The organism is Kitasatospora acidiphila, from assembly GCF_006636205.1.
Lineage (GTDB): Bacteria > Actinomycetota > Actinomycetes > Streptomycetales > Streptomycetaceae > Kitasatospora > Kitasatospora acidiphila.
The window spans coordinates 6,627,931-6,654,343 of sequence record NZ_VIGB01000003.1; the positions used below are offsets into that span (position 1 = coordinate 6,627,931).

The following is a 26,413-nucleotide window of genomic DNA, read 5'->3' on the forward strand; positions in this document are numbered from 1 at the left end:
AGGTCGGGTGGGACGTCACCTGGTCCGAAGGTTGGCGATAAACGCCTGCCAGGAGTCAGCCGGGATGACGAGGGCGGGGCCGTTGGGGTCCTTGGAGTCGCGGACGGGGACGTGGCCGGTGATGTTGTCGGCCACCTCGACGCAGTTGCCCTGGTTGGTGCTGTGAGAGCTCTTGCGCCAGGAGAGGTGGCTCAGGTCGATACCGGTCCGATCCGTCTGCATCACTCAAGTTCCTTTGCAATCCGCGTGATCAGCCGTCGCGATGGTTCGATGTCAAGCGCGGCCGCTCGGAGTCGATCGAACACCTCGTTGTACGCCGCGACGTCGACATCTCGCTCAAGGTAGAGGCTACTCGTTTGGTTCTCGGTGTACACCACGTCGAGATCGTTTCGGACGGGGAACTCCAGGATGACGAAGGACCCGTGGACTCCCGGATGCGCGCCGGCGGTGAACGGCGCGACCTGAACGGTGACATGGGGTTGCCTTGAACTGCTGACCAGGCTGTGGAGTTGCTTGGCGGTGATCGTGGGACTGCCGACAATGCGACGGAGGGCGGCCTCATCCACGATCGCCCAAAGCTTCAGCGGATCTTCGCGCCGGAGCGTCGCGTTCTGACGTGCCAGGCGTACGTCGACCAGCGCGTTGATCTCCTCGGTGGAGGTGTCCGGTTGGAGCTGGCGAGTCAACGCCCGTGCGTAGTCGGCGGTCTGCAGAAGTCCCGGCACGAGTGACGAGTCGTAGCTTCGGACTGACGCAGCTTCAGCCTCGAAGCTGATGAACGACGCGTACCGCTGCGACAGCACGTCTGAGTACGGCTGCCACCACATCCGTCGCTTGTTGTCCCGGGCGAGGGCGGCGAGTGCTTCGCGGGTCTCCTGGTCCGTGACCTGGTAGACGTCGAGCAGCTTCTCGATCTCATGGGCGCGGACGCCGGAGCGGCCGGTTTCGACGCGGCTGACCTTGGACTGGTGCCAGTCGAGGCGGGCGGCGATCTCGTCGACGGTGAGTTTGAGTTGGTCGCGGATCTTGCGGAGCTCCGCGCCCAGCATCCGACGACGCACAGTCGGTGTAGCTACCACGTCCGTACCTCCGGGACATCGGTGTGTTGCGTGGGCGGGGCAGTGGCTTGGCTCGAATCGGAAAGTGCATATGACTTTTGACGATGGAGTTGCACGTCACTGTCCGCAGGGAGCATGCTACGTCATGTAGCCGAGGCTGCGGCGGACAGTGACGTTTGTGATCCGTCTGGGGAGTCTTTTTGCCCGGATCCAGTCGCCAGTGGGGGCATGCCCGCGTCCAAATCCCTTCACCTGCACAACTGTTAGGGAGCACCACCATGTCTGAAACCCTGATCCAGCCCGCCCAGGACCCGCAGACCGCAGAGGGGTGGCTCCCCTGTACCGGGCGCGCTCCGTTGCTTGCGCGCCGGGTGTTGCGGGAGTTGCTGGCCAGGGTTGACGGGGGTGGGCGGTTCCTTGAGGACGGGGAGCTGTTGGTGAGTGAGTTGGTGACGAACGCGCTGGAGCACGGCATGCAGGCGGCCGGACAGCGGATCGGGTACACGTTCCGTGTGGAGGGCGACGTCCTGCATCTCGTCGTCGAGGACGAGAGCGAGCAGAAGCCGATTCCGCGTCAGGTGGACGGCAGCCAGGAGTCCGGGCGGGGGCTGCTCCTGGTGGAGGTGCTGGCTGCGGAGTGGGGGTTCGAGCCGCGGAAGGGTGGAGGGAAGCGCGTGTGGGTGAAGGTTCGCTGCGTCAGCTGACCCGCTCGCGCTTGGGTAGCAGCCGCCGCGCCCCCGGTCCCTCCTGGCCCTGCACGTCGTGCGGGTTGTAGAGCGCGCACCGCCCGAGCGACAGACACCCGCACCCCACGCAGCCCGTCAGGTGGTTCCGGAGGCGCTGGAGGTCGGCGATCTGCTCGTCGATGCGGGACTGCCAGGCTGTCGCGACTGGGCGCCACTCCGCGAGGGTGGGGGAGCGGTCTGCTGGGAGGTCGGCCATGGCGTCGCGGGCCTCTTCCAGTGAGAGGCCCACCGTCTGGGCCGCCTTGATGAAGGCGAGCCGCCTGAGGGTCTGCCGGGCGTAGTGGCGGCGGCCGCCCGCCGTGCGTTCGGCGTGGATCAGGCCGAGGTCCTCGTAGTAGCGCAGGGCGGAGTGGGCGATGCCGCTGCGGGCGGCGAGTTCGCCGATGGTGAGGCGGTCACGAGGTGGGACGGTCATGGAAGTGATCTTACTGCTTGACCTCAAGTCGGCTTGAGGTTGCAGAGTTACAGCCATGACCACGACGTACGCGGAGCTCCCCCGCCTGATGGGACGCATGACCGGTGCCGAGAAGCACGGCCCGGCAGCCACCTCGACCCTGGACGCGCTCTGGGTGCTCTACGACCGGGTGCTGCGCGGCACCCCCGGTGACCCCGACCGGGACCGCTTCCTCCTCTCCAAGGGCCACGGCCCGATGGCCTACTACGCCGTGCTCGCCGCCAAGGACCTGATGCCCGAGGAGTGGCTCGACGGCTTCGGCGGCTATGACTCGCCGCTCGGCCACCACCCGGACCGGGTGCTGATCCCGGCTGCCGAGATCGCTTCCGGGTCGCTCGGGCACGGGTTGCCGCTCGCCGTCGGCACTGCGCTCGGCCTCCGGGCCCAGGGGAACCGGGCCGCCATCTGGACCCTGATCGGTGACGCCGAGTTCGACGAGGGCTCCAACCACGAGGCGCTCGCCTACGCCGGCGCGCTCGGCCTGGACCGCCTGCACACCATCGTCATCGACAACTCCTCGGCCAGCCACGCCTGGTCGGGCGGTATCGCGGCCCGGTTCGCGGCTCACGGGTGGTCAGCGGAGACCGTCGACGGCCACGATCACGAAGCTCTGTACGCCGCTTACACCACCCCGCACCCCGGGCGGCCGCACGCCGTCATCGCTCAGGTCGAGCCGAAGAACTAAGGAGCAGAACCAATGGACACCATGCGCGAGCGCTTCATCACCGTCACCACCGAACTGCTCACCGAAGACCCCCGAACCGCCCTGGTGCTGGCCGACATCAGCGCCGCCTCCTTCGGCCAGGCCCAGCAGGCGCACCCCGACCGCGTGCTCAACGTCGGCATCCGCGAGCAACTGCTGATCGGGGTGGCCGGCGGGCTGGCGCTCACCGGGATGCGCCCGATCGCCCACACCTTCGCCAGCTTTCTGGTCGAACGGCCCTTCGAGCAGATCAAGTTGGACCTGACCCACCAGGGCGTGGGAGCCGTCCTGGTCAGCGCGCTGGGCTCCTACGACTGGCCGGCCGGCGGCCGCACCCACATGTCACCCGGCGACGTCGCCCTCCTCGACACCCTCCCCGACTGGACGATCCACGTCCCCGGCCACCCGGATGAGGCCGAGGCTCTGCTCCGCCACGCCGTGGCCGACGGCGACCGCAACGTCTACGTTCGCCTGTCGAACCACAGCAACCACGCCCCGCACCACGCAGAGCCCGGCCGCTTCCTGACGATGCGCCAGGGCTCCGAGGCCACCGTCATCGCCGTCGGCCCGATGCTGGACGCCGTTCTCGCCGCGACCGCCGACCTGGACGTCACCGTGCTCTACGCCAGCACCGTCCGCCCGTTCGACGCGAAGACCCTCCGCGCCACCGGGCACACCGACGTGGTCATCGTCGAGCCCTACCTGGCCGGAACCTCCAACAACGAGGTGCACCAGGCGCTCGCCGATCTGCCGCACCGGGTGCTCGGCCTGGGCGTGCCGAAGGCCGAGCACCGCCACTACGGCAGCATGGACGAGCACCTGCACGCCTACGGCCTGGACGCCGCCGGGATCCGCGAGCAGATCCTCAAGTTCACGACGAAGCAGCAGCCGAAGCAGCAGCCGAAGCAGCAGTCGAAGCAGCAGTCGAGGTGATGACGCAGGAGCGCGGCCCCAGCCAACTCCTGGATACCTCGCCCCAGCTGAGCACCACCTCGCCCGCCGGTAGGTCCACCGGCTTCTCGCCGAAGTTGACCGCGATCCGGAACCGCCCCCGGTGCACGGTGAGCCGGCCGGCCTCCTCGTCGAAGTCGACCCGCACCCGGCTCAGGTCCGGGTCGGCCAGCTCCGGCGAGGACTTCCGCAGCCGGATCAACTCCCGGTACCACTGGAGCAGTTCGGCATGGAGCCCGGTCCGGGTCTCGCTCCAGTCCAGGACGGAGGCCCGCACGGTGGCCGGGTCCTGCGGATCGGGGACCTCCTCCGCCGTCCAGCCGTACGCCTCGAACTCCCGCCGCCGCCCCTGCCGGACGGCCTCCGCCAGCCCGGGGTCGGTGTGGTCGGTGAAGTACTGCCACGGTGTGCTCGCCCCCCACTCCTCACCCATGAACAGCATCGGTGTGAACGGCGAGGTGAACACCAGCGGCGCGGTCAAGGCCAGTTGGCGAGGAAGCAACCGGTCTCCGATCGCCCGGTTCCCCACCTGGTCATGGGTCTGCGCGTACCCGAGCAGCCGCTGTCCGTACGCCACCGGGAACGGCCGCCCGTGGTGCCGCCCGCGGAACGACGACCACGTCCCGTCATGGAACCACCCCCGGGTGAGCACTCGTGCCAGCGCGGCCATCGGCGCCCGCCCGAAGTCGGCGTAGTACCCCTGCGATTCACCGCTCGCCGCCGCGTGCAGCGCATGGTGGAAGTCGTCGCTCCACTGCGCGGTGAGGCCGTAGCCGCCGGCCTGCCGGGGCGAGGTGTGCCGGGGGTTGTTGAGGTCCGACTCGCCGATCAGGAACAGCGGCCGCCCCACCGACGCCGCAAGGACATCCACAGCGGTCGACAGTTCCTCCAGGAAGTGCACCGCGCGGTCGTCGACCAGCGCGTGCACCGCGTCCAGCCGCAACCCGTCGATCCGGTAGTCGCGCAGCCAGGTGAGCGCGCTCTCCCGCAGGTAGGCGCGCACCTCGTCCGAACCCGGCGCGTCCAGGTTCACCGCCGAACCCCACGGCGTCTGGTGCCGCTCGGTGAAGTACGGGCCGTACGCGGGCAGGTAGTTGCCGCTCGGCCCCAGGTGGTTGTGCACCACGTCCAGGATCACCCCGAGCCCCAGCCCGTGCGCCGCGTCCACGAAGTGCTTCAGCCCGTCCGGCCCGCCGTACGGCTCGTGCACCGCCCATGGCGCGACCCCGTCGTAGCCCCACCCGCTGCGCCCGGGGAACGGGCAGACCGGCAGCAACTCGACGAAGTCCACGCCCAGTTCGACCAGATGCCGCAGCCGCTGCTCCGCCGCCGCGAAGGTGCCCTCCCCGGTGAAGGTGCCGACATGCAGCTCGTACACCACCGCACCGGCCAGCGGCCGCCCCCGCCACGTGGACGACGACCACCGGTAGGCGCCGTGGTCCACCAGCCGGCTCAACCCGTCGGGGCCGTACGGCTGGCGGGCCGACCGCGGATCGGGCAGCGCCCGCCCGCCGTCCAGCCGGAAGCCGTAGTCGAGCCCGGCCGGGGCCTCGCCGCGCCACCAGCCGCCCTCGCCGCAGGTCAGCGGATGGGCGGTGCCGTCGACCTCGACGTCGACGCGGCCCGCGGACGGGGCCCAGACCTGGTATTCCACGGTTACTCCTGGATGAGCAGGGCGGCGGCGGTGACCTCGCCGGTGAACTGACGGTCCGTCAACAGATCGCGCCACTGCCCCGGCAGATCGAGCGTAACCGGAGTGGCGCGCTGGGCGAGGGTGTACGGAAGTCGCGGGGCGACGATCGTCAGGTTGGACCCGCGCTGGTACACCACCAGGTGCGGGTCGGCTTCCACCGGCCGGTACGGACCGAGCGGTCTGGGAAGGTGCAGTGCCATCCGGGTCAGCGCCAGCTTGCGGCGGTCGAACTCGGAGAGCTCCGACTCCGGCCGGTCGAACACCACGGGCGCCCGGTTGTCCGGGTCGACCAGGGTGTGCAGCGGCAGCTCCGAACCCTGGTAGAGGTCCGGCACCCCCGGCATGGTCAGGTGCAGCAGCGCCGCCGACAGCGAGTTGGACTGCGCGTAGGGCTCCAGGAGCGCGACGAACTCGCCGATCCGGCTGACGAGTTCGGGCGAGGCCAGAACGGCGCGGGCGTAGCCGGTGACGGCGGCCTCGTAATCGCCCTCCGGGGAGCGCCAGTTGGTGGCCTGCTTTGCCTCGCGCAGCGACTTCAGCAGCACGCCGACCAGCCGGTCAGGCTCGATCGGCCAGGCCGCCACCAGGGTTTGCCAGAGCAGCCATTCGGCGTTGCGGTCGGGCAGACCGCCGGCCAGCTCGGACCAGGCGGCGCACTCCGCCGCCCAGCGGTCGGGCAGCTCGGAGAGCACGGCGAGCCGGCAGCGGGCGTCGGCGCTGCGCTTGGTGTCATGGGTGGAGAGCACCGTCATGGTGTGCGGCCAGTGCTGCTCCATCCACTTGGCCCAGCAGTGGAAGTCGGCCGGGTCCAGGCCGGGGTGGGCCGGGTCGCCGCCGACCTCGTTGAGGCTGAGCAGCGGGTGGTAGCGGTAGAAGGCGGTGTCCTCCACGCCCTTGGCGGCCACCGCCGAGGCGGTCTGGGCGAACCGGGTGCGGAACTCGTCCTTGGCCGGGCTGGAGCCCAAGTGGCCCTGGGTGAGCAGCTCGACGAACTGCTTGGTGGTCTCCGGCACCGTTATGGTCCGCTCGGCGGGGAACGGGTAGGGCCGGTAGACGGTGTAGTGGGTGAACAGGTCGCACAGTGCGGTGCGCACCGCGAGCGGCGTGTGGTCGGCCAACTCCGGTTCCTCGGTGCCGATCCGCTCGGCGAGCCGCACCAGGCGGTTGATCTCGGCGGCCAACTCGCCGTGCGCCACCGTCATTTCGGCCCGGCCCAGGCGGGCTGCCTCGGCCGCGTTGGTGTGCACGTCGGTGTACTGGGCGTAGCGCTCGGCGAGTCGGGCGACGCCCGCGCGGTCGGTCAGCACGCCGTCGATGTGACGCAGTGCGTCATAGCCGGTGGTGCCCGCGCAGGCCCAGTCCGGCGGGAGGTGCTCCAGGCCGCTGAGGATCTTCTCCACCACGGTGTAGGCGCCGTTGCTGCCCTCGGCCAGCCTGGCCAGGTAGCCGCGCGGATCGGCCAGGCCGTCCGGGTGGTCCACCCGGAAGCCGTCGATCACGCCCTCGGAGTGCAGCCGCAGCAGCACCGCGTGGGTGGCCTGGAAGACCTCGGGGTCCTCGACCCGCAGCGCGATCAGGGTGTTGATGGTGAAGAAGCGGCGGTAGTTGAGCTGGCTGTCGGCCAGCTTCCACCAGGCCAGCCGGTAGTGCTGGCGGTTCAGCAGCTCGGTCAGCGGCAGGTGCTCGGTGCCCGGCCGCAGCGGGAAGACGTGGTCGTAGTAGCGCAGGGTGTCCCCGTCGACCTTCAGCTGGTCCAGCACCGCGCCGAGCCGGTCGCCCAGCACCGGCAGCAGGATCCGGCCGTTGTGCGCCGCCCAGTCGATGTCGAACCAGCGCGCGTACGGCGACCGGGGACCGTGCCGCAGCACGTGCCAGAGCGGGGAGTTGAGGGATTCGGGGACCGGCACCGCCATGTGGTTGGGCACGATGTCGGCGATCAGCTTGAGACCGTGCTGCCGGGCGGTGGCGGCGAGCGCGCGCAGGGCGCGCTCGCCGCCGAGCTGCTCGCTGATCCGGGTGTGGTCGACCGTGTCGTAGCCGTGGGTCGACCCCGGGGCGGCCTCCAGCAGCGGGGAGAGGTGCAGATGGGACACGCCGAGCCCGGCCAGGTACGGGACGGCGGCGGCGGCATCCGCAAGCGTGAACGAGGGTTGGAGCTGCAGCCGGTAGCTAGCAGTTGGTGGTGAGATCACAACCCATTGCTACCCGGTCGGCAGGTGCGGCACGACCGGTTTCGCCCGACCGGGTTCAATGACGTCGCTTGACCGGTCGTTGAAGCACCAGCAAGGAGCGGTCGGTCAGCTTGATCTCCTCGCCGGCGTTGAACCGAACCCCGGTACCCGGAGTCGGGAGTGTCGCAAGCGTGGTGTCGACCACGACTTGCCACAGTTCACCGAGATCCCGGGGAACGGTGAATTTCAGCGACTCGTAGTGCGCGTTGAACAGCAGCAGGAACGAGTCGTCGGTGATCCGCCCGCCGCGCCGGTCCGGTTCGGAGATCGCCGCGCCGTTCAGGAAGACCGTCAGCGACTTGGCGTAGCTGGTGGACCAGTCCTGCTCGGTCATCTCCTCGCCGCCCGGGGTGAACCAGGCGATGTCGGTGAGCGCGTCGTTCGCGCTGGCCACCGGCCGGCCGCGGAAGAACCGGCGGCGGCGGAAGACCGGGTGGTTGCGGCGCAGCCAGACCATGCCCTGGGTGAACTCCAGCAGCGGGCAGTCGTGCGGCCAGTGCACCCAGGAGAGCTCGTTGTCCTGGCAGTAGGCGTTGTTGTTGCCCAGCTGGGTGCGGGCCAACTCGTCGCCGTGCGAGAGCATCGGCACTCCCTGGGAGAGCAGCAGGGTGGCGATGAAGTTGCGCTGCTGGCGGTTGCGCAGCTCGTTGACGGCCGGATCGCCGGTCGGGCCCTCGACGCCGCAGTTCCAGGACCGGTTGAACGATTCGCCGTCCCGATTCTGCTCGCCGTTGGCCTCGTTGTGCTTGTCGTTGTACGAGACCAGGTCGTGCAGCGTGAAACCGTCGTGGCAGGTGACGAAGTTGATGGAGGCGATGGGCCGCCGGCCGTCGTGCTGGTAGAGGTCGGAGGAGCCGGTCAACCGGGAGCCGAACTCGGCGAGCGTGGCGTTCTCCCCGCGCCACAGGTCGCGCACGGTGTCCCGGTACTTGCCGTTCCACTCCGTCCACAGCGGTGGGAAGTTGCCCACCTGGTAGCCGCCCTCGCCGACGTCCCAGGGCTCGGCGATCAGCTTCACCTGGGAGACCACCGGGTCCTGCTGGACCAGGTCGAAGAACGAGGACAGCCGGTCCACCTCGTGGAACTGCCGTGCCAGGGTTGCCGCGAGGTCGAACCGGAACCCGTCGACGTGCATCTCGGTGACCCAGTACCGCAGCGAGTCCATGATGAGCTGCAGCACGTGCGGCGAGCGCATCAGCAGGCTGTTGCCGGTGCCGGTGGTGTCCATGTAGTACCGGCGGTCGGCGGCCAGCCGGTAGTACGAGGTGTTGTCCAGGCCGCGCATCGACAGCGTCGGGCCCAGGTGGTTGCCCTCGGCGGTGTGGTTGTAGACCACGTCGAGGATCACCTCGATCCCGGCCGCGTGCAGCGACTTGACCATCGACTTGAACTCCTGCACCTGCTGGCCGCGATCGCCGGACGAGCAGTAGGAGCCGTGCGGGGCGAAGAAGCCGACGGTGTTGTAGCCCCAGTAGTTGGACAGCCCCAGGTCGCGCAGCCGGTGGTCGCGGACGAACTGGTGCACCGGCATCAGTTCGATCGCGGTGATGCCCAGCTTGCACAGGTGCTCGATCAGCGCCGGGTGCGCCAGTGCCGCGTAACTGCCGCGGATGTCCTCGGGGATGCCGGGATGCAGCTGCGTCAGCCCCCTGACGTGCGCCTCGTAGATCACCGACCGGTGGTAGTCGGTGCGCGGCGGACGGTCGTTGCCCCAGTCGAAGTAGGGGTTGATGACCACCGAGTGCATGGTGTGCGGGCCCGAGTCCAGGTCGTTGCGACGGTCGGGCGCGCCGAAGTGGTAGCCGTAGACCGACTCGTCCCAGTCGATGGTCCCGCTCATCGCCTTGGCGTACGGGTCGAGCAGCAGCTTGGCACCGTTGTGGCGGTGACCGCGCGCCGGGTCGTAGGGACCGTGCACCCGGAACCCGTAGCGCTGGCCGGGCTGGATGCCCGGCAGGTACGCATGTCGCACGAACGCGTCGGTCTCACGCAGTTCGACGATCTCCTCGGAGCCGTCGGGCTGCAGCAGGCACAACTCGATGCGATCGGCGCTCTCGGAGAACACCGCGAAGTTGGTGCCCACCCCGTCGTAGGTGGCACCAAGGGGTACGGCTGCCCCGGCCAGACCTGCATATAGCCTCAACTTCCCTGATGTCGAGGGGAGCTGACGCTCCCTCGGGAGTCGGCGCACCGCTGGCTGCGGTATGCCCGGGTGGCGCACGTCACATGTCCGCGCCCCGCCCAGCGTGACGCACGGCACACTGCCGACTGACACACTGTCATTGGCATGGATGCCGCTCCGAGCGCATTCTGACGCCCTTTCGGGGCGCATTAACCCGAACGAGCGGCCAGCCGGAGGGGTTGCCCAGGTCTGCGCCCGTGCTGTCGCAGACCCGTCCTGACGCTCTATCGAGTCGCCCGGCAGCCGGCCGCAACCCGGGCTCGCACTGGGCTGCCCGGCTGCCCGGCCGGGCAGTACCCTTGATCGTCACGTCGCCTCCAGCCGGGGAGGGGCGGCCGAGAGGTGAGGTAGCGCATGGGGTTCCCCGCCGACGACTGGCCGGACGGGCCCCCGCTCGGCTCGGGTTCGAGAGCCGAGGCGCCGACCGTGGTGCTCGGTTCCCCGGGCGGCGGGCGCCTACTGCCTGGTCAGGGGAGCACCGAGGCCGCCGCGCCCGGCTGGACCGGCGAGCAGTGGCAGCGCGCCTACCAGCGGGTCCGGCTCACCGGCCGCGCCTACGTCTGGCTCAACCTCGTCGAGCAGCGGCTGCGCGCCCTGCTCGACCAACTGCTGCGCCCGGTGTACGCCCCCGCGCACGGCGCGGACTGGGTGACCGCCGCCGCCGGGCCGGTCGGCGAGGAGTGGGTGCGCCGGGCCGCCGCGGTGCGCGAGGTCAGCCGGCGCAAGGGGTACCTGCTGGACCCGGCCGACGACGACCCGCTGGTCTTCCTCACCCTGCCGCAGCTGCGCGAACTGATGGTGCAGCACTGGCCGTGCTTCGAGCCGTACCTCGACGACCGGCGCGAGATCGAACTCGCGCTGGACGAACTGGAGGTGGCGCGTCACGTCGTCTCCCGCAACCGCAGCCTGTCGGCCACCGTGCTGGCGCAGACCGAGCGGGCCGCCGCCCGGGTGCTCGGCCTGCTGGACGGGCGGCCGGCGGCATCCGCCGCACCGCCCTCCGACGTCATCGAGGAACTGGTGGCCGGCCGGTTCGCCGATGTCGCCGCGGTGCACGCCGACCGGGTGCGGCTGCAGCGCGACCTACCGGTGGAGGACCTGCTGGAGGGCGCCCGGCGGCTGGACGCGATCGGCATCGGGCTCGGCATGCTCTGTCAGAACTTCACCGGCAAGCGGCTGGTGCGCCTCGCCTCCGACGGCTGCCGGGCCCGGCTGCTCTTCCTCAACCCGGCGAGCAGCGCGGTCCGCCGCCGGGAGCGGGAACTCGGGCTCGGCCGCGGCGAGCTGTCCCGCTCGATCGAGATGAACATCATGCACGTCCGCCGGGTCCGGGCCCGGCTGCGCGACCCGGGCGGCTTCGAGATCCGGGTCTTCGACGAGACCCCGCGGTTCACCGCCTACCTGGTGGAGGGCGCCCGGGTGCCCGGCTCACGGCGGCGCACCGGCGACCTCGGGGTGGTGCAGCCGTACCTGCGCCGGGCGCGCGGGATCGAGTCGCCGGCGCTGGTGCTGCGCGCGGCGGCCGGCGGCGGGGAGGACGGCGAGCAGGGGCTGCTGGACGTCTACCGCGAGGAGTTCGAGGGGGTGTGGACCGACTCCCGGCCCATCAACTGAGGCTCGCACCGGACCCCCCTCTCGTGCCGCGACTAAGGTATGCCTAAGCTAACCTTGGTCGCAGTCGCGGCCCACGCACGCCTAGGGGAGTTCACCACCGATGTGGGACGACGCGTTTCCAAGCTTTCTGATCGGGCTTCGGGAGGGCCTGGAAGCGGGACTCATCGTCTCGATCCTGGTCGCCACCCTGGTCCGCTCCGGTCAGAAGGGCCGGCTGCCGCAGGTCTGGACGGGTGTGCTGGCCGCGATCGCGCTGGCGCTCAGCTTCGGCGCCGTCCTCACCTTCACCGCGGCCAACCTCTCCGGCACCGCGCAGGAGGCCTTCGGCGGCGCCCTCAGCCTGATCGCCGTCGCCTTCGTCACCGCGATGGTGTTCTGGATGCGCAAGTCGGCGCGCAACCTCTCCACGCAGATCCGCGAGAAGGTCACCGCGGCGCTCGGGATGGGCGCCGGCATGCTGGTCGTCACCAGCTTCCTGGCCGTGGGCCGGGAGGGCCTGGAGACCTCGCTCTTCCTGTGGACCACCGCCCGCTCCGCCGGTGAGGCCACCGGCCCGGCGATCGGCGCCGGGATCGGCCTGGTGCTCGCCGCCGGCCTCTGCTGGGGCCTGTACCGCCGGGTGCTGAAGATCAACCTGACCAGGTTCTTCACCTACACCGGCATGGTCCTGATCGTGATCGCCGCCGGGGTGCTCAGCTACGGGCTGCGCGACCTGCAGGAGGGCGGCGTGCTGCCCGGCGGGCACGCCTACGCCTTCGACCTGAGCGGCACGCTGGACGCCGGCTCCTGGTACGCGACGCTGGTGCAGGGCGTCTTCAACATCACCGTCACCATGACCTGGCTGCAGGTGGTCGCCTACGCGGTCTACCTGGCCGTGGTGATGACGTTCTTCGTCCGCGGGGTGCGGGCGGCGGCGCCCAAGGCCGAGGCCAAGCCCGAGCCGGAGGCCGCAGTTGAGGCTGCCGCTGAAATCAAGACAGTTGACGCCACCCCGACCCGCAACCGCTGGCTGCTGCCGGCCGCGCTGGTCACCGTCCCGGCCGTGGCGGCCGGCGTGGTGATCGCGGCCAGCGGCGGCAAGCCGGCCGCCGCCGCCACCGTGACCGTCTCCGACGACAAGACCCAGTGCGGCAAGGGCTTCACCACCCCGCAGCCCGGCCGGCAGACCTTCCAGATGCACAACGCCGGCTCCAAGACCTCCGAGGTCTACCTGGTCAACCCGGCCACCAACGCCGTCTACGGCGAGATCGAGGGCCTGGCCCCCGGCACCACCCGCCCGCTCACCGCCACCATCGGCAGCGGCGACCTGGCCTGGCGCTGCGTGCCCACCGGCGGCGACGCGGTCACCTCGGCGGCCGTCCACGTCACCGGTGGCGGGCAGGACGTCAAGGCGGTGCTGCCGGTCTCCGAGGACGACCTCAAGGGCCCGCTCGACCAGTACAAGGCCTACGTCAACTCCGGCCTGGCCGACCTGCTGACGCTGACCCAGAAGCTGCAGTCCGACGTGCACGGCGGCAACCTCGACGCGGCCCGCGCCGACTGGCCCACCGCCCACCTCAAGTACTCCTCGCTGGGCGCCGCCTACGGCACCTTCGCCGACCTGGACAAGAAGATCAACGGCCGCGCCGACGGCCTGCCGGACGGCGTCAACGACAAGGACTTCACCGGCTTCCACCGCGTCGAGTACGGCCTGTGGCACAACCAGAGCGCCGCCGACCTCACTCCGGCCGTCGACCAACTGACGGGTGACGTTGCCGCCTTGATCAAGGCGTTCCCGACCCAGGACTTCGACCCCGGTGACCTGCCGCTGCGCACCCACGAAATCCTGGAGAACACCCTGCAGTTCGAGCTCACCGGCGACACCGACGAGGGCAGCGGCACCAACCTGGCCACCGCCGAGGCCAATGCCGCCGGCACCCGCGAACTGCTCACCGTGCTGCAGCCGTTGATCCAGGCGCGCAGCCCGCAGCTGCTCGACACCGTCAATGCCGGAATGAAGCGGGTCGGCGACCTGCTGGCCGCCGCCCACCGCCCGGACGGCAGTTGGACCCCGGTGCAGCAGCTCGACCAGCCGACCCGGATGCAACTCAACGGCGCCACCGGCCAGTTGCTCGAAGACCTCGCCCCGATTCCCGACCTGCTTGAGATCCGGAAGTCCGCCTGATGACCAGCCAGCCCAGCTCCACCGGTTCCTGCCCGTTCCCGCACGCGGCCGCCGCCCCCGAGGCCGCCTGCCCGGCCGGTCCCGCGCGCCGCAGCTTCCTGGGCGCCGCGCTCGGCGTCGGCGCGGCCGGCGCGGCGCTGGCCGGCGGTGCCTTCGCGCTCGGCGGCGGCTCGCAGCCGGCCGAGGCGGCGGACGCCGGCGGCGCCAACGGCGTGGTGCCGTTCCACGGCGAGCACCAGGCCGGGGTGCTCACCCCGCAGCCGATGGCCGCGGCCTTCATCTCCTTCGACGTGATCGCACAGGACCGGCCCGCCCTGGAGCAGCTGTTCCACACCCTGACCGAGCGGATCCGGTTCCTCACCGCCGGCGGCACCCCGCCGGACCTGGGCGTCGGCGCACCGCCGGCCGACAACGGGATCCTCGGCCCCACCGTGCCCAGCGACAACCTGACCGTCACGGTCGGCGTGGGCGCCTCGCTCTTCGACGGCCGCTACGGCCTGGCCAAGGCCAAGCCGGTCAAGCTCGCCCCGATGAAGACCTTCCCCAACGACAACCTGCAGCCCGACGAGCTGCACGGCGACCTGTCGCTGCAGATCTGCGCCAACAGCCAGGACACCGTGCTGCACGCGCTGCGCGACATCGCCCGGCACACCCGCGGCGCGATGCAGGTCAAGTGGCGGATCGACGGCTTCCAGAACGCCCCCCGCCCGGCCGGCGCCCAGCGCAACCTGCTCGGCTTCAAGGACGGCATCGTCAACCCCGATGTGAAGTCAGGGCGCGAGATGGACCGCCTCGTCTGGGTCAAGGACGGCATGGGCGAGCCGGCCTGGGCCACCGGCGGCAGCTACCAGGTGATACGGATCATCCGGATGCTGGTGGAGTTCTGGGACCGGGTCTCGCTGGCCGAGCAGGAAAAGATGTTCGGCCGCCGCAAGGACACCGGCGCCCCGCTCGACGGCGCCAACGAGAACGACGCCCCCGACTACGCCAAGGACCCGGACGGCAAGGCGATCCCGCTGGACGCCCACATCCGCCTTGCCAACCCGCGCACCGACAAGACCGACGACACCCGCATCCTGCGCCGCGGCTACAACTACGACCGCGGCATCGACAAGGTCGGCAACCTCGACATGGGCCTGGCCTTCTGCTGCTACCAGCAGGACGTGGTCCGCCAGTTCGAGGCCACCCAGACCCGCCTGATCGACGAGCCCCTGGTCGACTACATCTCCCCGACCGGCGGCGGCTACTTCTTCGTCCTGCCCGGCGTGCGGGATGCCGGGGACTGGCTGGGGCGGGGGATGTTCGCGGCGGCGTGACGGGACGTCAGGAGCCGGTCAGATGCCGGGCAGCTGGCCGGCGCCCGGTGCGTCGACCACTTGGTCGGCGGGGGGTTCCGTGATGGTGACGGGGGAGTTGAAGGCGCTGAGGGTGAGAGTCGTGGTGCCCTTCTTCTCCTGCAGGACATAGGGCCCGGAGTCCACCGAGACGAGGATGGTCGACGTGCTGCCGTCGGCCGAGGTGTCGGTGATCCAGACCGCCTGGTGGCCGTCGGCGGATATCGTGTCGCCCTTGGTCATGGTGCCGCGCCCGTCGATCAGCTTGGAGATCATCGGGTCGAGCTGACACGTACGAAGCATGTCCTTGAGACCCGGAGAGCTGTTCGGGGTCTTGAAGTAGTGGCCTCTCAACCGGTCGGTAGCGGGGTGGAGGGGTACCCGGCCTCCAGCCGCTCCCAGTTCTGGCCGGCCTTGATGACGAAGCTGAGGTAGGGCGCGCCCCCGATGGCCATCGTTCCCGCGCAGTTCCCGGCGAGCTGATCGACGTCCAGGTGCTCGACATCCCCCTTGTCAGCGGGATTGGTGGCGTCCACCTTGAGGGTCTGGATCTTGTCCGTCGCGGTCACAGCGTCGCTGAGCAGGTCGCTGGCCGACAACCCTGCCCAACCTGTCCAGCCCTGCGGCGAGTCCGAGGACGAAGCAACCGGCGTGCCGCTCACGGCGGGTGAGGCGGCGGCCGGTGTGCTCACCGTCGGGCTCGCCGCCTTCTGGCTGCCCGACCCGCAGGCGGCGAGGACGGTTATCAGCGGCAGGCAGAGCAGGGGACGCGGCAGGCGCACGGACAGCACTCCTTCATCGGGCGGACAGCGCACCGGACGCTAGCAGCACCATCACATCTGTGAAGGCGAAATTCGTTCGAACAGGGCCTACCAGCCGGGTTGTCACAGGCAGCCGTGATGATGGACCCCGACGAACCGAGAGACGGGACGAAAGGGGCGCTGGTGATGGGCGAGCTTGACGCGGGGCCGGTGGCGGCGCCGTGGTGGCAGGGGCCGCTGGTGGGCTTCGACCTGGAGACGACCGGGACGGAGCCGGCCGAGTCGCGGATCGTCACGGCCGCGCTGGTGGAGGCGGTCGGCGGGGTGCCGGTGCGCACCACCCGTTGGCTGCTGGATCCGGGGGTGCCGATACCCGAGCAGGCGCGGGCGATCCACGGCATCAGTGACGAGCAGGCCCGCACCCGGGGGCGCCCGGCCGCCGAGGCGGTCGAGGAGATCGCGGCGGCGCTCTGCGAGAAGCTCGGCCGGGGCACCCCGGTGGTGGCGTTCAACGCGCCGTTCGACCTGTCGCTGCTGGACGCCGAGTTGCGGCGCCATCAACTGCCGTCGCTAGCGGAGCGGTTGGCGGGGGAGTTGGTGGCGCCGGTGCTGGACGCGCTGGTGATCGACCGGGCGGTGGACCGCTACCGCAAGGGCTCCCGGGGGCTGCAGCGGGTCTGCGAGGTCTACGGGGTGGAGCTGGCCCACGCGCATGATGCGGCCAGCGATGCGCTCGCCGCCGTGCGGGTGGCGGTGGCGCTGGGCCGCCGCTATCCCGCCGAGGTCGGTGAACTCACCCTGGCCGCGCTGCACGAGCAGCAGGTGCACTGGTACCGCGAGTGGGCCGAGGGCCTGCAGTCCTGGTTGCGTGCCGGCAAGGACCCGCAGGCCGTGGTGGATGCCCGCTGGCCGCTGCGCTGATCCTCGAACAGCCGGTCAGCTGGCCGGGAAGTCGAAGGTGTAGCCCTGCTGGACCAGCCACGGCAGCAGCTGGGACAGCGCCGCGACGCTCTGGGAGCGGTCGCCGCCGCCGTCGTGCATCAGGATGATGCCGCCGGGCTTCAGCTCCGACTTGGCATTGGCCAGGATCTGGTCCACGCCGGGCCGGGCCCAGTCGCGGGTGTCCACGGTCCAGCCGACCGGGCGCAGCCCGTCCTGGGCGGCGATCTGGCGGTTCGCCTTGCTGAAGTCGCCGCCGGGCGCGCGGAACCAGCTGACCTGGGTGCCCGGGCCGCCGGCCGCGACGATCATGTCCTTGGCGGCGGTTATCTCGTAGGTCTGCTTGTCGAGCGAGAGCGTGTGCATCGGCTGCGGGTGGTGCACGGTGTGGTCGCACAGCCGGTGGCCGTCGGCCACGATCCGCTTCACCAGCGCCGGGTTGGCACTGGCCTGCGGGCCGATCTCGCAGAAGGTCGCCTTGACGTGGTACTGGTCGAGCAGGTCGAGGATCTGGCCGGTGTACGGGCCCGGGCCGTCGTCGAAGGTGAGCGCGACGGTCTTGCCGCTGGTCGTGCTGCTCGCGGTGTTGTAGACGATCGAGGTGCCCGGGGCGTCGGGCGCCGGGCGCGGGGCGGCGGCCGTGGTGGCGGGGGCCGGGTCGGCGGAGGGCGATGCCGGGGCGGTGCGGCCGCCGGTGCTCGCCGAGCCGGAGGGAGTCGAGCCGGCGGACGCCGAGCCGCTGGGCGAGCCGCTGGGCGAGCCGCTGGGACTGCCGCTGGTCGGACCCGCCGTGGGCGTGGGGTCGCCGGTGCCCGCCGAGCTCGACGGGTCCACGCCGGCCGAAGCCGTGCCGGCGGACGCCGAGCTCGAAGGGCCCGCGGCCGGAGTGCCGGCGGCCTGGCCGGACCCACCCGAGGTCGGGCCGCATGCGCAGGCCAGGGCGAGCGTGAGGGCTGCCACGCCTCCGGCGGCGGCGCGGCGGAGCACGGTGCGGTGGGTGCGGACCGGCATGCGGCGACTCCTGACGTCATGGGATGGGTTCGGCCGCACCGGAAGTGGTGGCGGCCGCTCCCTACGACGATGACGGCGCGGTCCGCAGTTCCGAAACGCTGAGAGGATTGTGAGAGCTATGTCACCCATCCTGGGAGTTCGCTCAGGATTCGGGTCGGGGTGGTTCCGCAAAACACCTCTTCGGCGCGCCTGCGCGCCGTTCAGAACGCGTGCCAGCGCACCGACCGGTCCGCCTCGCGCAGCGAGGCCACCCGGCGGCGGAATTCGGCCAGCGCGGCCGGATTGCCCGGCACCCGCTGGGCCAGCCAGGCGGTGCCGGCGGTCTCCCGGGCGCCGCGGAGCACCGGGTAGCCGGCCCAGTCCCGCACGTCCCAGCCGTAACTGCGGGTGAACGCGACGTAGTCGGCCTCGGGCAGGCCGTAGCGGTGGTGGCTGACCGACAGCACCACCAGGTCGTGCTCCCGCAGGTCGTCGGCGACCGTCTCCAGGTCCAGCAGGATCGGCCCGTGCGGACCCAGGTGGACGTTGCGTGGCAGCGCGTCGCCGTGGATCACCCCGGTGCGCAGCATCGGCACCAGCTCGGCCACCGCCGGCTGCTGCTCGTCGCGGCGCCGCAGCAGGAACGCCACGTCGGCCGGATCCAGTGCGCTGCCACCGGCCCGCAGCCACCGCTCGACCGGCGCCAGCAGCTCCCGGTGGGGCAGCTGCTGCGGGGCCGGGCCGGGCGGGCCGGGCAGCAGGTGCAGCGCCCGCAGCAGCGGCCCGAGGTCGGCCGCGGCGGCCGGCCGCACCGCCGGCGCCAGGCGGTGCCAGAAGCTGACCGGGTGGCCGTCCGCCGGCTGGTCGACCAGTCCGTCGGCCGGCCGCACCACCGGGATGCCCGCTCCGTCCAGCCAGCGGGCGACGGCCAGCTCGCGCGCGGTGCGCTCGGCCAGCGCCGGGTCCCTGGCCACCTTGGCGACCACGGCGGGGGTGCCGAGGTCGAAGACCGCGTTCTCGCCCAGCGCGAGCAGCCGGGCGCCGGCCGGGTCGGGTAGGCCGGCGGTGGCGCAGGCCTGCGCGAGCAGGGTGCGGGCCCGCGCCTCGTCGAATGGCGGTTCTTGGAGGACGTGCATGCCCACGAACTTACCGGCCGCTCCCAAGATCGAGCACGGCCGGTTGCAGCCGTACTGAAGGTTCGTCAGTTGATCGCGGCCGGCTCCGGGTGCGCTCAGGGGAGGGTTCGAGTCGGTTCGGCCAGCGCAGGTCTTCAACTGAACGCAGCGGGGTGGGAGTTGACCGTTGATCCGGGCGGCGGGCGAGTCCCGCCCGGGTTCCCCTCGGGGAGTGAGGTGGGGTTTTCCCTGGTGTCCGCTCCACCTTGGGTACGGGGAGAACTCCACCCTGAGGGGGAGGGATCTCCACCCGAGGGACGAGGTCCGGGGCGCGGACGGCAGGCCAGGATGGTTGCGGGGCAGTAAGCGGGCCCCTGGGGGAAACGTCACGACGCGGTTCAGGGACGGCACCGGCGCTGGTCATAACTCACTTGCCGGGCGGCCAGTAAGTTCTCGTATGATGCTTCTCCTGATTATCACTTACCTGCCGACCGGCTAAGGTCCGCGACCTCAGCCACAACCCGTCGCCCGGCGTCCCCGTCCCCCAGGGCTGCGGTGAACCCATGCCAGGAGGCATCGGAAGCCATGTTTCACCGAATCGGACAATTCGTCGTCAAGCGCGCCTGGTGGGTGATAGCCGCCTGGGTGGTCGCCGCCATCGCGATCATCGCCACGGCGCCCCAGCTGACCAGCTCCAACGATGAGAGCGACTTCCTGCCGAAGAGCTCCGAGTCGATCCAGGCGGCGAACCTGCAGCAGCAGGCCTTCCCGGCCGCGTTCACGCCCAGCGCCCTGCTGCTCTTCGAGCGCACCGACGGCGGCCAGCTGACCGACCAGGACAAGCAGGCGATCAACAAGGTCACCGACGGCCTGACGGCGGACAACATCCCGTACCTCAAGACCGTCACGCCGGTCTCCGCGAGGGCCGTCTCCAAGGACGGCAAGTTCGGGCTGTCCCAGGTGGCCTTCGACAAGAACACGCCGCAGGCGAAGTACATCGACACCGCCACCAAGGTGCGGGACGGGGCCAGGTCGCTCGCCAACGGCAGTGATGTGAAGGTGCTGTTCGGCGGTCAGGCCGGTCAGAACCTGGACCAGCAGGACTCCTCCAACACCGCCAACACGCTGATCTTCCTCGGCAGCTTCGTGCTGATCGTGGCCATCCTGGCGATCATCTTCCGCAGCGTGATCATCTCGGTGCTGCCGCTGCTGGTCATCATGGCCGTGATCATGCCGACCGCCAAGGCGCTGATCTCCGACGCCGTCAAGCTCTTCGGGCTCAAGGCGAACGACACCATGTCCGCGATCCTGATCGTGGTGCTGCTCGGCGTCGGTACGGACTACTTCCTCTTCCTGATGTTCCGCTACCGCGAGCGGCTGCGAGCCGGGGAGCCGCGCAAGGAGGCCATGGTCAACGCGATCGGCCGGGTCGGCGAGGCCATCGCGTCCGCCGCAGGTGCGGTCACCGTCGCCTTCGCCGTCCTCATCATCTCCAGCCTCGGCATGTTCAAGGCGATCGGCCCGGCGCTGGCCATCGCGGTGGTCACCACCGCCATCGCCTCGCTCACCCTGGTGCCCGCGGTCTTCTCGGTGATCCCGGAGCGAGCGCTGTTCTGGCCCGGCAAGAAGTGGATGCACGAGAAGGACGGGGCCCGCTTCGCCGCCCTCGGTCGCGTCACCCAGCGCCGCCCCGGCATGGTCGCCCTGGTCTCCGGCGGCATCCTGGTCGCGCTCACGCTGGCCGGGCTCGGCTACAAGGGCACCTTCGACCTGGCCTCCGGCTCGATGCCGAAGAACAAGGAGTCGATGGTCGTCCAGAACAGCCTGATGACCGCCTACTCGGCCGGTGCCGCCGATCCGTCGCAGGTGTACGTGACCTCGACCAACGGCTCCCCGCTCGACGCGAGCCAGTTCCCGGCCTACGCCCAGGCGCTGGCCAAGGTCAAGGGCGTCGCCGACGTCTCGCCGCAGCCGCAGGTCAGCGGGGACAAGCTGACCGCCGACTTCACGGTCACGCTCACCGACGACCCGACCTCCAACAAGGCGCTGGACACCATGGACGGCCTGCGCCACACCGCGCACTCGGCCGCCCCGGCCGGCACCAAGGCCCTGGCCGGCGGCATGACCGCGGTCGAGGCGGACATCAACTCGGCGATGGACCACGACTACAAGACGGTCTTCCCGATCGCCGCGCTGCTGATCATGATCATCCTCGGCCTGCTGCTGCGCAGCGCCGTGGCCCCGTGGTACCTGATGGCTTCGGTCGGCCTGGGCTTCGGTGCCACCCTCGGTGCCACCAGCCTGGTCTTCCAGCACATGGCCCACCAGTCCGGCATCATGTTCATGCTGCCGATGTTCATCTACCTGTTCGTGGTCGCGATCGGCACCGACTACAACATCCTGATGATCGCCCGACTGCGGGAGGAAGCCCGCGAGGGTCGCGACGCGCGCACGGCGGCGTACGAAGCGGTCAAGCACGGCGGCCCGACCGTCGGCTCGGCCGGCGCCATCCTGGCGGCTTCCTTCGCCACCTTCATGCTGGCCGGCAACGTGCTGTTCAGCGAGATCGGCTTCTCGCTGGCCTTCGGCATCATCGTCTCGGCCTTCGTGATGGCGATGTTCTTCACCCCATCGCTCACTGCGCTGCTCGGCCGCGCCGCCTGGTGGCCCGGCCACCAGGAGCCGACGCCGGTCGCGCCGGGCGAGTGGACCGAGCGGGACGAGATGGTCCCGGCCCGCTACCGCACCCCGCAGTAGCAGGGGAGCAGCCGGCGCCGCGCACTGGCGCCGCGCCGGCTGCCCCTCGCAGCACCGCTCATGCACGGCGGACGGGCCGCCCCGGGTACTCCCGGGGCGGCCCGTCCGTCTGCGTCACCGGCGGTCCGCCGACCGTCCACCCGGGCGTTGCGCGGCGGACGAACGGCCGCTGACCTGCAGACTTGCCATGGTGCGGATCGAGGGTCCCGGGTGAAAAATTATCCGATCATTTTGACCCGCACCGTGCTACAGTCGAACCAGTTGCAGTTTTGGTTCCCATGAACGTTTGTGTGCGCCTGCTGGTAATCAACCAACAGGCGCATTTGTTTTGTCCGGTGGGTCATCTCCGGATGGGGATCGCGGCGACGCGAGGCACACGCCGTGTGTGCCTCGTTGCCCCAGGTATGTAGAGGAAATCGGTTATGGCTACCGGCACCGTGAAGTGGTTCAACAGCGAGAAGGGCTTCGGCTTCATCGAGCAGGAGGGTGGCGGCCCGGACGTGTTCGCCCACTACTCCAACATCAGCGCCAACGGCTTCCGCGAGCTGTTCGAGGGCCAGAAGGTCGAGTTCGACGTCACCCAGGGCCAGAAGGGCCCGCAGGCCGAGAACATCACCATCGTCGGCTGACCAGCGGCTTCGCTGGAATCGCTTGACACAGCGAAGGCCCGCACCGCTAGGTGCGGGCCTTCGTCCATGCCGCCGCATCGGCCGGGGCGGCGCACTCACTCCTGGCGGCCGAACCATGGGTCAACCCACCGCGGTGACCACGCAGGACGGAGTACTCCCGTATGACCGATCAGGCACGCCCGGCCACCGGCCGTCGGCCCCGCAGCCGACAGGCGCAGGCGCCCCGCAGCGGCCAGGCCACCCGTAACCCGGGCCAGGGCCGCCCCCGCAACTCCGGCACCGCCGCCCGCACCCGCCCGGTGCCCGCCGCCGCCGACTTCACCACCGTGACCGGCACCCCGGCCCGCCCGCCGGCGGCCAGCTTCGCCGAGCTCGACATGCCCAAGGGCCTGCTGTCCGCGCTCACCCGGGAGGGCGTCACCGAGCCCTTCCCGATCCAGTCCGCGACCCTGCCCGACTCGCTGGCCGGCCGCGACGTGCTCGGCCGCGGCCGCACCGGCTCCGGCAAGACCCTGGCCTTCGGCCTGTCGCTGCTGGCCCGGATCGCCGGCGAGCGGGCCGACGCCCGCCGCCCGCTCGCCATGGTGCTGGTCCCCACCCGCGAGCTGGCCCAGCAGGTCACCGACGCGCTCACCCCCTACGCCACCGCCGTCAACGTGCGGATCGCCACCGTGGTCGGCGGCATGTCGATCACCCGGCAGGCCAACGCGCTGCGCCGCGGCGCCGAGCTGCTGGTCGCCACCCCGGGCCGGCTGGACGACCTGATCGCCCGCCAGGACGTGCGCCTCGACGAGGTGCGGATCACCGTGCTCGACGAGGCCGACCAGATGGCCGACATGGGCTTCCTGCCGCAGGTCAGCAAGCTGCTGGAGCAGGTCGCCGAGGGTGGCCAGCGGATGCTCTTCTCCGCCACCCTGGACAAGAACATCGACCGGCTGGTGCAGCGCTTCCTGACCGACCCGGTGGTGCACTCGGTCGACCCGTCGGCCGGCGCGGTGACCACCATGGACCACCACGTGCTGCAGCTGGAGCCGGCCGACAAGGCCTCCGCCACCGCGCACATCGCCTCCCGGGACGGCCGGGTGATCATGTTCGTGCACACCAAGCACGGCGCCGACCGCCTCGCCAAGCAGCTGCTGGCCAACGGCGTCCGGGCGGCCGCGCTGCACGGCGGCAAGTCCCAGCCGCAGCGCAACCGCACCCTGGAGCAGTTCCGCGACGGCCGGGTCAACGCCCTGATCGCCACCAACGTCGCCGCCCGCGGCATCCACATCGACGGCCTGGACCTGGTGGTCAACGTCGACCCGCCGATCGACCACAAGGACTACCTGCACCGCGGCGGCCGCACCGCCCGGGCCGGCGAGTCCGGCACCGTGGTCACCCTGGTGCTGCCCGAACAGCGGCGCGACGTCTCCAAGTTGATGACCGTCGCGGGCATCCGGCCGACCACCACCAAGGTCCGCCCGGGCGATGCCGAGCTGGCCCGGATCACCGGCGCGCGCACGCCCAGCGGGGTCGCGGTCACCATCGCCCCGGCGGTGGCGCCGGAGGCGGCCGCATCCGCGCCCAAGGCGGGCGGCAGCGCCGGCAACAGCGGCAACCGCCGCCGCTCCGGCGCGCGCAGCAAGCTCCCCACCGATGTGGACATCAACGGCAACGCCAAGCAGCGGCGCCCCAAGCAGCGCCTCGGGGGCACCGCGAGCACCCCGAGCACCGGTGGCGGCGGTCGCCGGATGGCGTCCGGCTTCATCGGCAAGGCCAGCGGGTCGCCGGCGCCGGGCAGCGGCTCGAAGAGCGGCTCCAACTACGGCACCGGGCGGCAGCGCCGCAAGGCGAACTGAGGTCGCGAGGCCGATGCGGCTGCCGAGGCCCCTTGTCGAGGCCTCGCTGCCGTCGCACTGAGTCGCACTGAGTAGAACGCCCTGCCTCGCCGTCTTCTGGACGGGGAGGCAGGGCGTTCTGCGTGGGTCGGGGCTGTCAGACGGCGGCCGGGGAGCCCAGCGCGGCCCCCGTGGCGGCCAGCAGCGGGAGGCGGTCCGCCGTCGCCAGGTCACGCGGCGACAGCACCACCAACTGCAGCTCGTCCGGGGCCCGCAGCACGATCTGGTCGAAGCGCAGCGGGCCGAGGCGCTCGTGCTCCATGTCCTTGTAGGCGCCCTTGCGGTCCTGCACCTCGTGCTCGTCCAACCAGGCGGCGGCCTCCGGGAAGTGCTCCCGCAGCCGCGCCAGCAGCGCGGCCATCCGCCGGCCGCCCGCCGTGGCCTCGCCGCCGCGCTCCGCGTAGGCGGACCGCAGATGGGCCAGCGTCCGGCGGCCGTGCCGCTCCCAGTCCACCGTGCGGGCCCGGCCCGGCCGGTGCGCGAACGCCACCCAGGCGAGGTTGCGGTCCTCCAACTCCCAGGCGGAGAAGTCGAACAGCGCCTCGGCTTCCGGGTTCCAGGCGCGCACCGTCCAGTCCGCGTCCATCAGGAACGCCGGGGCCGGGGACTGCGCCTGCACCAGCCGGACCAGTGCGGCCGACAGCTCGGGCGGGGCTGAAAGCGGGTGCGGGGCGGGCTGGTTGCCGGCCAGCCGGAACAGGTAGTCGGTCTCGGCGGCGTCGAGCCGCAGGGTGCGGGCCAGGCTGCCGAGCACCTCGGGGGAGGGGTTGATCTCGCGCCCCTGCTCCAGCCAGGTGTACCAAGTCACCCCGACCCCGGCGAGTACCGCGATCTCCTCCCGGCGCAGCCCCGGCGTGCGGCGCCGCACCCCGGGCGCCATCCCCACCTCGGCCGGCGTCAGCCGGGCCCGCCTGCTGCGCAAGAAGTCGGCGAGCGCGTCCCTGCGCACCTGCCGCCGCTGCTGATCGATCGTCACCACGACCTCCCCCTGGTATCCGACCACCAGTATCCCCGCGCGCCGGGCCGCGCGGCTGCCGCCGGCCCGCCCGATCGAGGCCGTCGAGGCCCTGATCGGCCGAAACCCGGACCGTGCCCCGCAGACCGTCGTTAACCATGGCGACGCTCGGCGGCCCGCCACCGGGACCGCCGAAGCGCCCACCGAAACCGCCACCAAGGAAGCCAGCTGATGACAACTCAGGACAACGCCCGGCCCGCCGAGGCCTCCGGCACCTTCGCCCTCGGCGGCGACCTCACCGTCAACCGCCTCGGCTACGGCGCCATGCAGCTCACCGGCCCCGGCATCTGGGGCGACCCGAAGGACCCGGAGGAGGCGGTGCGGGTGCTGCGCCGCGCCGTCGAGCTGGGGGTGAACCTCATCGACACCGCCGACTCCTACGGCCCGTTCGTCAGCGAGCAGTTGATCCGCAAGGCGCTGCACCCCTACACCGACGGCCTGGTGATCGCCACCAAGGCCGGCCTGACCCGCCAAGGCCCGGACCAGTGGCTGCCCGTCGGCCGACCCGAATACCTGCGCCAGCAGCTGGAGCTGAGCCTGCGCAACCTCGGAGTCGAGCGGATCGACCTCCACCAGCTGCACCGGATCGACCCGCAGGTGCCGCTCGCGGAGCAACTCGGTGCGCTGACCGACCTGCAGCGGCAGGGCAAGATCCGCCACATCGGACTCTCCGAAGTCACCGTGGCGCAGCTGACCGAGGCCCGGCAGTACGCCGATATCGTCTCCGTGCAGAACCTCTACAACCTGGCCGACCGCTCCGCCGAAGCGGTGCTGGAACACGCCGAGGCCCAGGGCATCGCCTTCATCCCGTGGTTCCCCATGGCCACCGGCGAACTCGCCCGCCCCGGCGGCCCGTTGGACGCCGCCGCCAAGCAGCGCGGCGCCACCCCGGCGCAGCTGGCACTGGCCTGGCTGCTGCGCCGCTCCCCGGTGCTGCTGCCCATCCCCGGCACCTCCAGCGTCGCCCACGTCGAGGAGAACACCGCCGCCGCGCTGCTGACGCTGACCGACGCCGAGTTCCAGGCGCTCGCCGACGCCGTCTGAGCCACCCGGCCAGGGGCGGCTCCCCTGGTTCCCATGGATCCCCTGGCTCCCCTGGCTCCCTTGGCTCCCTTGGCTCCCCTGGTGGTGCGACTACCAGTATCCCCACGCACTGCTGCGCCCGCCCGAACCGCACGAGGCTTGGGGAAGCCAAGT

The 26,413-nt window shown here is 71.0% G+C and carries 21 protein-coding genes and 1 pseudogene; 11 read left to right on the forward strand and 11 right to left on the reverse strand.

The genetic code is table 11. The features are described 5' to 3' along the window. Positions 1-15: 15 nt before the first annotated feature. Positions 16-222, reverse strand: coding sequence for a DUF397 domain-containing protein (locus tag E6W39_RS31360; RefSeq protein WP_141636355.1), 207 nt, complete (start codon positions 220-222; stop codon positions 16-18). After that, positions 222-1,049 carry a helix-turn-helix domain-containing protein gene (locus E6W39_RS31365; RefSeq protein ID WP_141636356.1) on the reverse strand — a complete coding sequence of 276 codons (828 nt, stop codon included), beginning with the start codon at positions 1,047-1,049 and terminating at the stop codon, positions 222-224. Before E6W39_RS31365 ends, E6W39_RS31360 begins: the two co-directional genes overlap by 1 nt. A 287-nt stretch (positions 1,050-1,336) precedes the next feature. On the opposite strand from E6W39_RS31365, the gene E6W39_RS31370 reads away from it, so the two are divergent. Then, entirely contained in the window at positions 1,337-1,762 is a 426-nt protein-coding gene (locus E6W39_RS31370) for an ATP-binding protein (RefSeq protein WP_141636357.1), read from the forward strand. Here E6W39_RS31370 and soxR read toward each other — a convergent pair. After that, positions 1,755-2,219 carry a redox-sensitive transcriptional activator SoxR gene (gene soxR / locus E6W39_RS31375; protein WP_141636358.1) on the reverse strand — a complete coding sequence of 155 codons (465 nt, stop codon included), beginning with the start codon at positions 2,217-2,219 and terminating at the stop codon, positions 1,755-1,757. The two genes, E6W39_RS31370 and soxR, sit on opposite strands and share 8 nt — an antisense overlap. 55 nt (positions 2,220-2,274) lie before the next feature. On the opposite strand from soxR, the gene E6W39_RS31380 reads away from it, so the two are divergent. Next, on the forward strand, positions 2,275-2,943 hold the full coding sequence (locus E6W39_RS31380; RefSeq protein WP_141636359.1) for a thiamine pyrophosphate-dependent enzyme: 669 nt from the start codon (positions 2,275-2,277) through the stop codon (positions 2,941-2,943). 12 nt (positions 2,944-2,955) lie between these two features. Then, the gene (locus E6W39_RS31385) at positions 2,956-3,894 is read left to right on the forward strand and encodes a transketolase family protein (RefSeq protein ID WP_141636360.1); all 939 of its coding nucleotides are present in this window, start codon (positions 2,956-2,958) and stop codon (positions 3,892-3,894) included. On the opposite strand, the gene treZ is transcribed toward E6W39_RS31385, so the two are convergent. The 3 genes and pseudogenes from treZ to glgX form a co-directional block, all read right to left on the reverse strand. Beyond that, on the reverse strand, positions 3,833-5,566 hold the full coding sequence (gene treZ / locus E6W39_RS31390; protein ID WP_141636361.1) for a malto-oligosyltrehalose trehalohydrolase: 1,734 nt from the start codon (positions 5,564-5,566) through the stop codon (positions 3,833-3,835). The genes E6W39_RS31385 and treZ overlap by 62 nt on opposite strands. A 2-nt stretch (positions 5,567-5,568) precedes the next feature. Next, entirely contained in the window at positions 5,569-7,797 is a 2,229-nt protein-coding gene (gene treY / locus E6W39_RS31395) for a malto-oligosyltrehalose synthase (protein WP_228718435.1), read from the reverse strand. A 55-nt stretch (positions 7,798-7,852) separates the two neighbouring features. Next, positions 7,853-9,969, reverse strand: a pseudogene (gene glgX / locus E6W39_RS31400) (glycogen debranching protein GlgX). Positions 9,970-10,372: 403 nt separating this feature from the next. On the opposite strand from glgX, the gene E6W39_RS31405 reads away from it, so the two are divergent. From E6W39_RS31405 to efeB, 3 genes are all read left to right on the forward strand, one after another. Then, positions 10,373-11,632, forward strand: a complete 1,260-nt coding sequence (locus E6W39_RS31405; protein ID WP_141636362.1) for an SAV2148 family HEPN domain-containing protein — start codon at positions 10,373-10,375, stop codon at positions 11,630-11,632. Between the two features lie 100 nt (positions 11,633-11,732). Next, positions 11,733-13,796 (forward strand): iron uptake transporter permease EfeU, encoded by a 2,064-nt coding sequence (gene efeU / locus E6W39_RS31410; RefSeq protein ID WP_141636363.1) that lies wholly within the window; start codon positions 11,733-11,735, stop codon positions 13,794-13,796. Beyond that, positions 13,796-15,112 carry an iron uptake transporter deferrochelatase/peroxidase subunit gene (gene efeB / locus E6W39_RS31415; protein WP_141636364.1) on the forward strand — a complete coding sequence of 439 codons (1,317 nt, stop codon included), beginning with the start codon at positions 13,796-13,798 and terminating at the stop codon, positions 15,110-15,112. The genes efeU and efeB overlap by 1 nt, the downstream gene beginning before the upstream one ends. 18 nt (positions 15,113-15,130) lie before the next feature. Here the strand turns inward: efeB and E6W39_RS31420 are convergent, their stop codons facing one another. Continuing rightward, positions 15,131-15,406: a hypothetical protein gene (locus E6W39_RS31420; RefSeq protein WP_220140288.1), complete on the reverse strand. Its 276-nt coding sequence runs from the start codon at positions 15,404-15,406 to the stop codon at positions 15,131-15,133. Between the two features lie 74 nt (positions 15,407-15,480). Next, positions 15,481-15,912 carry a hypothetical protein gene (locus E6W39_RS31425; RefSeq protein ID WP_141636366.1) on the reverse strand — a complete coding sequence of 144 codons (432 nt, stop codon included), beginning with the start codon at positions 15,910-15,912 and terminating at the stop codon, positions 15,481-15,483. A gap of 165 nt (positions 15,913-16,077) precedes the next feature. On the opposite strand from E6W39_RS31425, the gene E6W39_RS31430 reads away from it, so the two are divergent. After that, the gene (locus tag E6W39_RS31430) at positions 16,078-16,812 is read left to right on the forward strand and encodes an exonuclease domain-containing protein (RefSeq protein ID WP_141636367.1); all 735 of its coding nucleotides are present in this window, start codon (positions 16,078-16,080) and stop codon (positions 16,810-16,812) included. A 15-nt stretch (positions 16,813-16,827) separates the two neighbouring features. Here E6W39_RS31430 and E6W39_RS31435 read toward each other — a convergent pair whose 3' ends face one another. Together E6W39_RS31435 and E6W39_RS31440 are read right to left on the reverse strand one after the other, a co-directional pair. Then, positions 16,828-17,841, reverse strand: a complete 1,014-nt coding sequence (locus E6W39_RS31435; RefSeq protein ID WP_141636368.1) for a polysaccharide deacetylase family protein — start codon at positions 17,839-17,841, stop codon at positions 16,828-16,830. A 200-nt stretch (positions 17,842-18,041) separates the two neighbouring features. Continuing rightward, positions 18,042-18,956 carry a phosphotransferase enzyme family protein gene (locus E6W39_RS31440; protein ID WP_141636369.1) on the reverse strand — a complete coding sequence of 305 codons (915 nt, stop codon included), beginning with the start codon at positions 18,954-18,956 and terminating at the stop codon, positions 18,042-18,044. Positions 18,957-19,520: 564 nt separating this feature from the next. On the opposite strand from E6W39_RS31440, the gene E6W39_RS31445 reads away from it, so the two are divergent. The 3 genes from E6W39_RS31445 (at position 19,521) to E6W39_RS31455 (ending at position 24,162) form a co-directional block, all read left to right on the forward strand. Then, positions 19,521-21,692 carry an MMPL family transporter gene (locus E6W39_RS31445; RefSeq protein ID WP_141636370.1) on the forward strand — a complete coding sequence of 724 codons (2,172 nt, stop codon included), beginning with the start codon at positions 19,521-19,523 and terminating at the stop codon, positions 21,690-21,692. A gap of 422 nt (positions 21,693-22,114) precedes the next feature. Further along, positions 22,115-22,321: a cold-shock protein gene (locus tag E6W39_RS31450; protein WP_101379809.1), complete on the forward strand. Its 207-nt coding sequence runs from the start codon at positions 22,115-22,117 to the stop codon at positions 22,319-22,321. A gap of 161 nt (positions 22,322-22,482) precedes the next feature. Then, positions 22,483-24,162 (forward strand): DEAD/DEAH box helicase, encoded by a 1,680-nt coding sequence (locus E6W39_RS31455; protein ID WP_141636371.1) that lies wholly within the window; start codon positions 22,483-22,485, stop codon positions 24,160-24,162. A gap of 136 nt (positions 24,163-24,298) precedes the next feature. Here the strand turns inward: E6W39_RS31455 and E6W39_RS31460 are convergent, their stop codons facing one another. Beyond that, the gene (locus tag E6W39_RS31460) at positions 24,299-25,177 is read right to left on the reverse strand and encodes a helix-turn-helix transcriptional regulator (protein WP_181799521.1); all 879 of its coding nucleotides are present in this window, start codon (positions 25,175-25,177) and stop codon (positions 24,299-24,301) included. A gap of 210 nt (positions 25,178-25,387) precedes the next feature. Between E6W39_RS31460 and E6W39_RS31465 the strand changes: the two genes are divergently transcribed. Continuing rightward, positions 25,388-26,260 carry an aldo/keto reductase gene (locus E6W39_RS31465; protein WP_141636373.1) on the forward strand — a complete coding sequence of 291 codons (873 nt, stop codon included), beginning with the start codon at positions 25,388-25,390 and terminating at the stop codon, positions 26,258-26,260. Positions 26,261-26,413 lie beyond the last annotated feature (153 nt).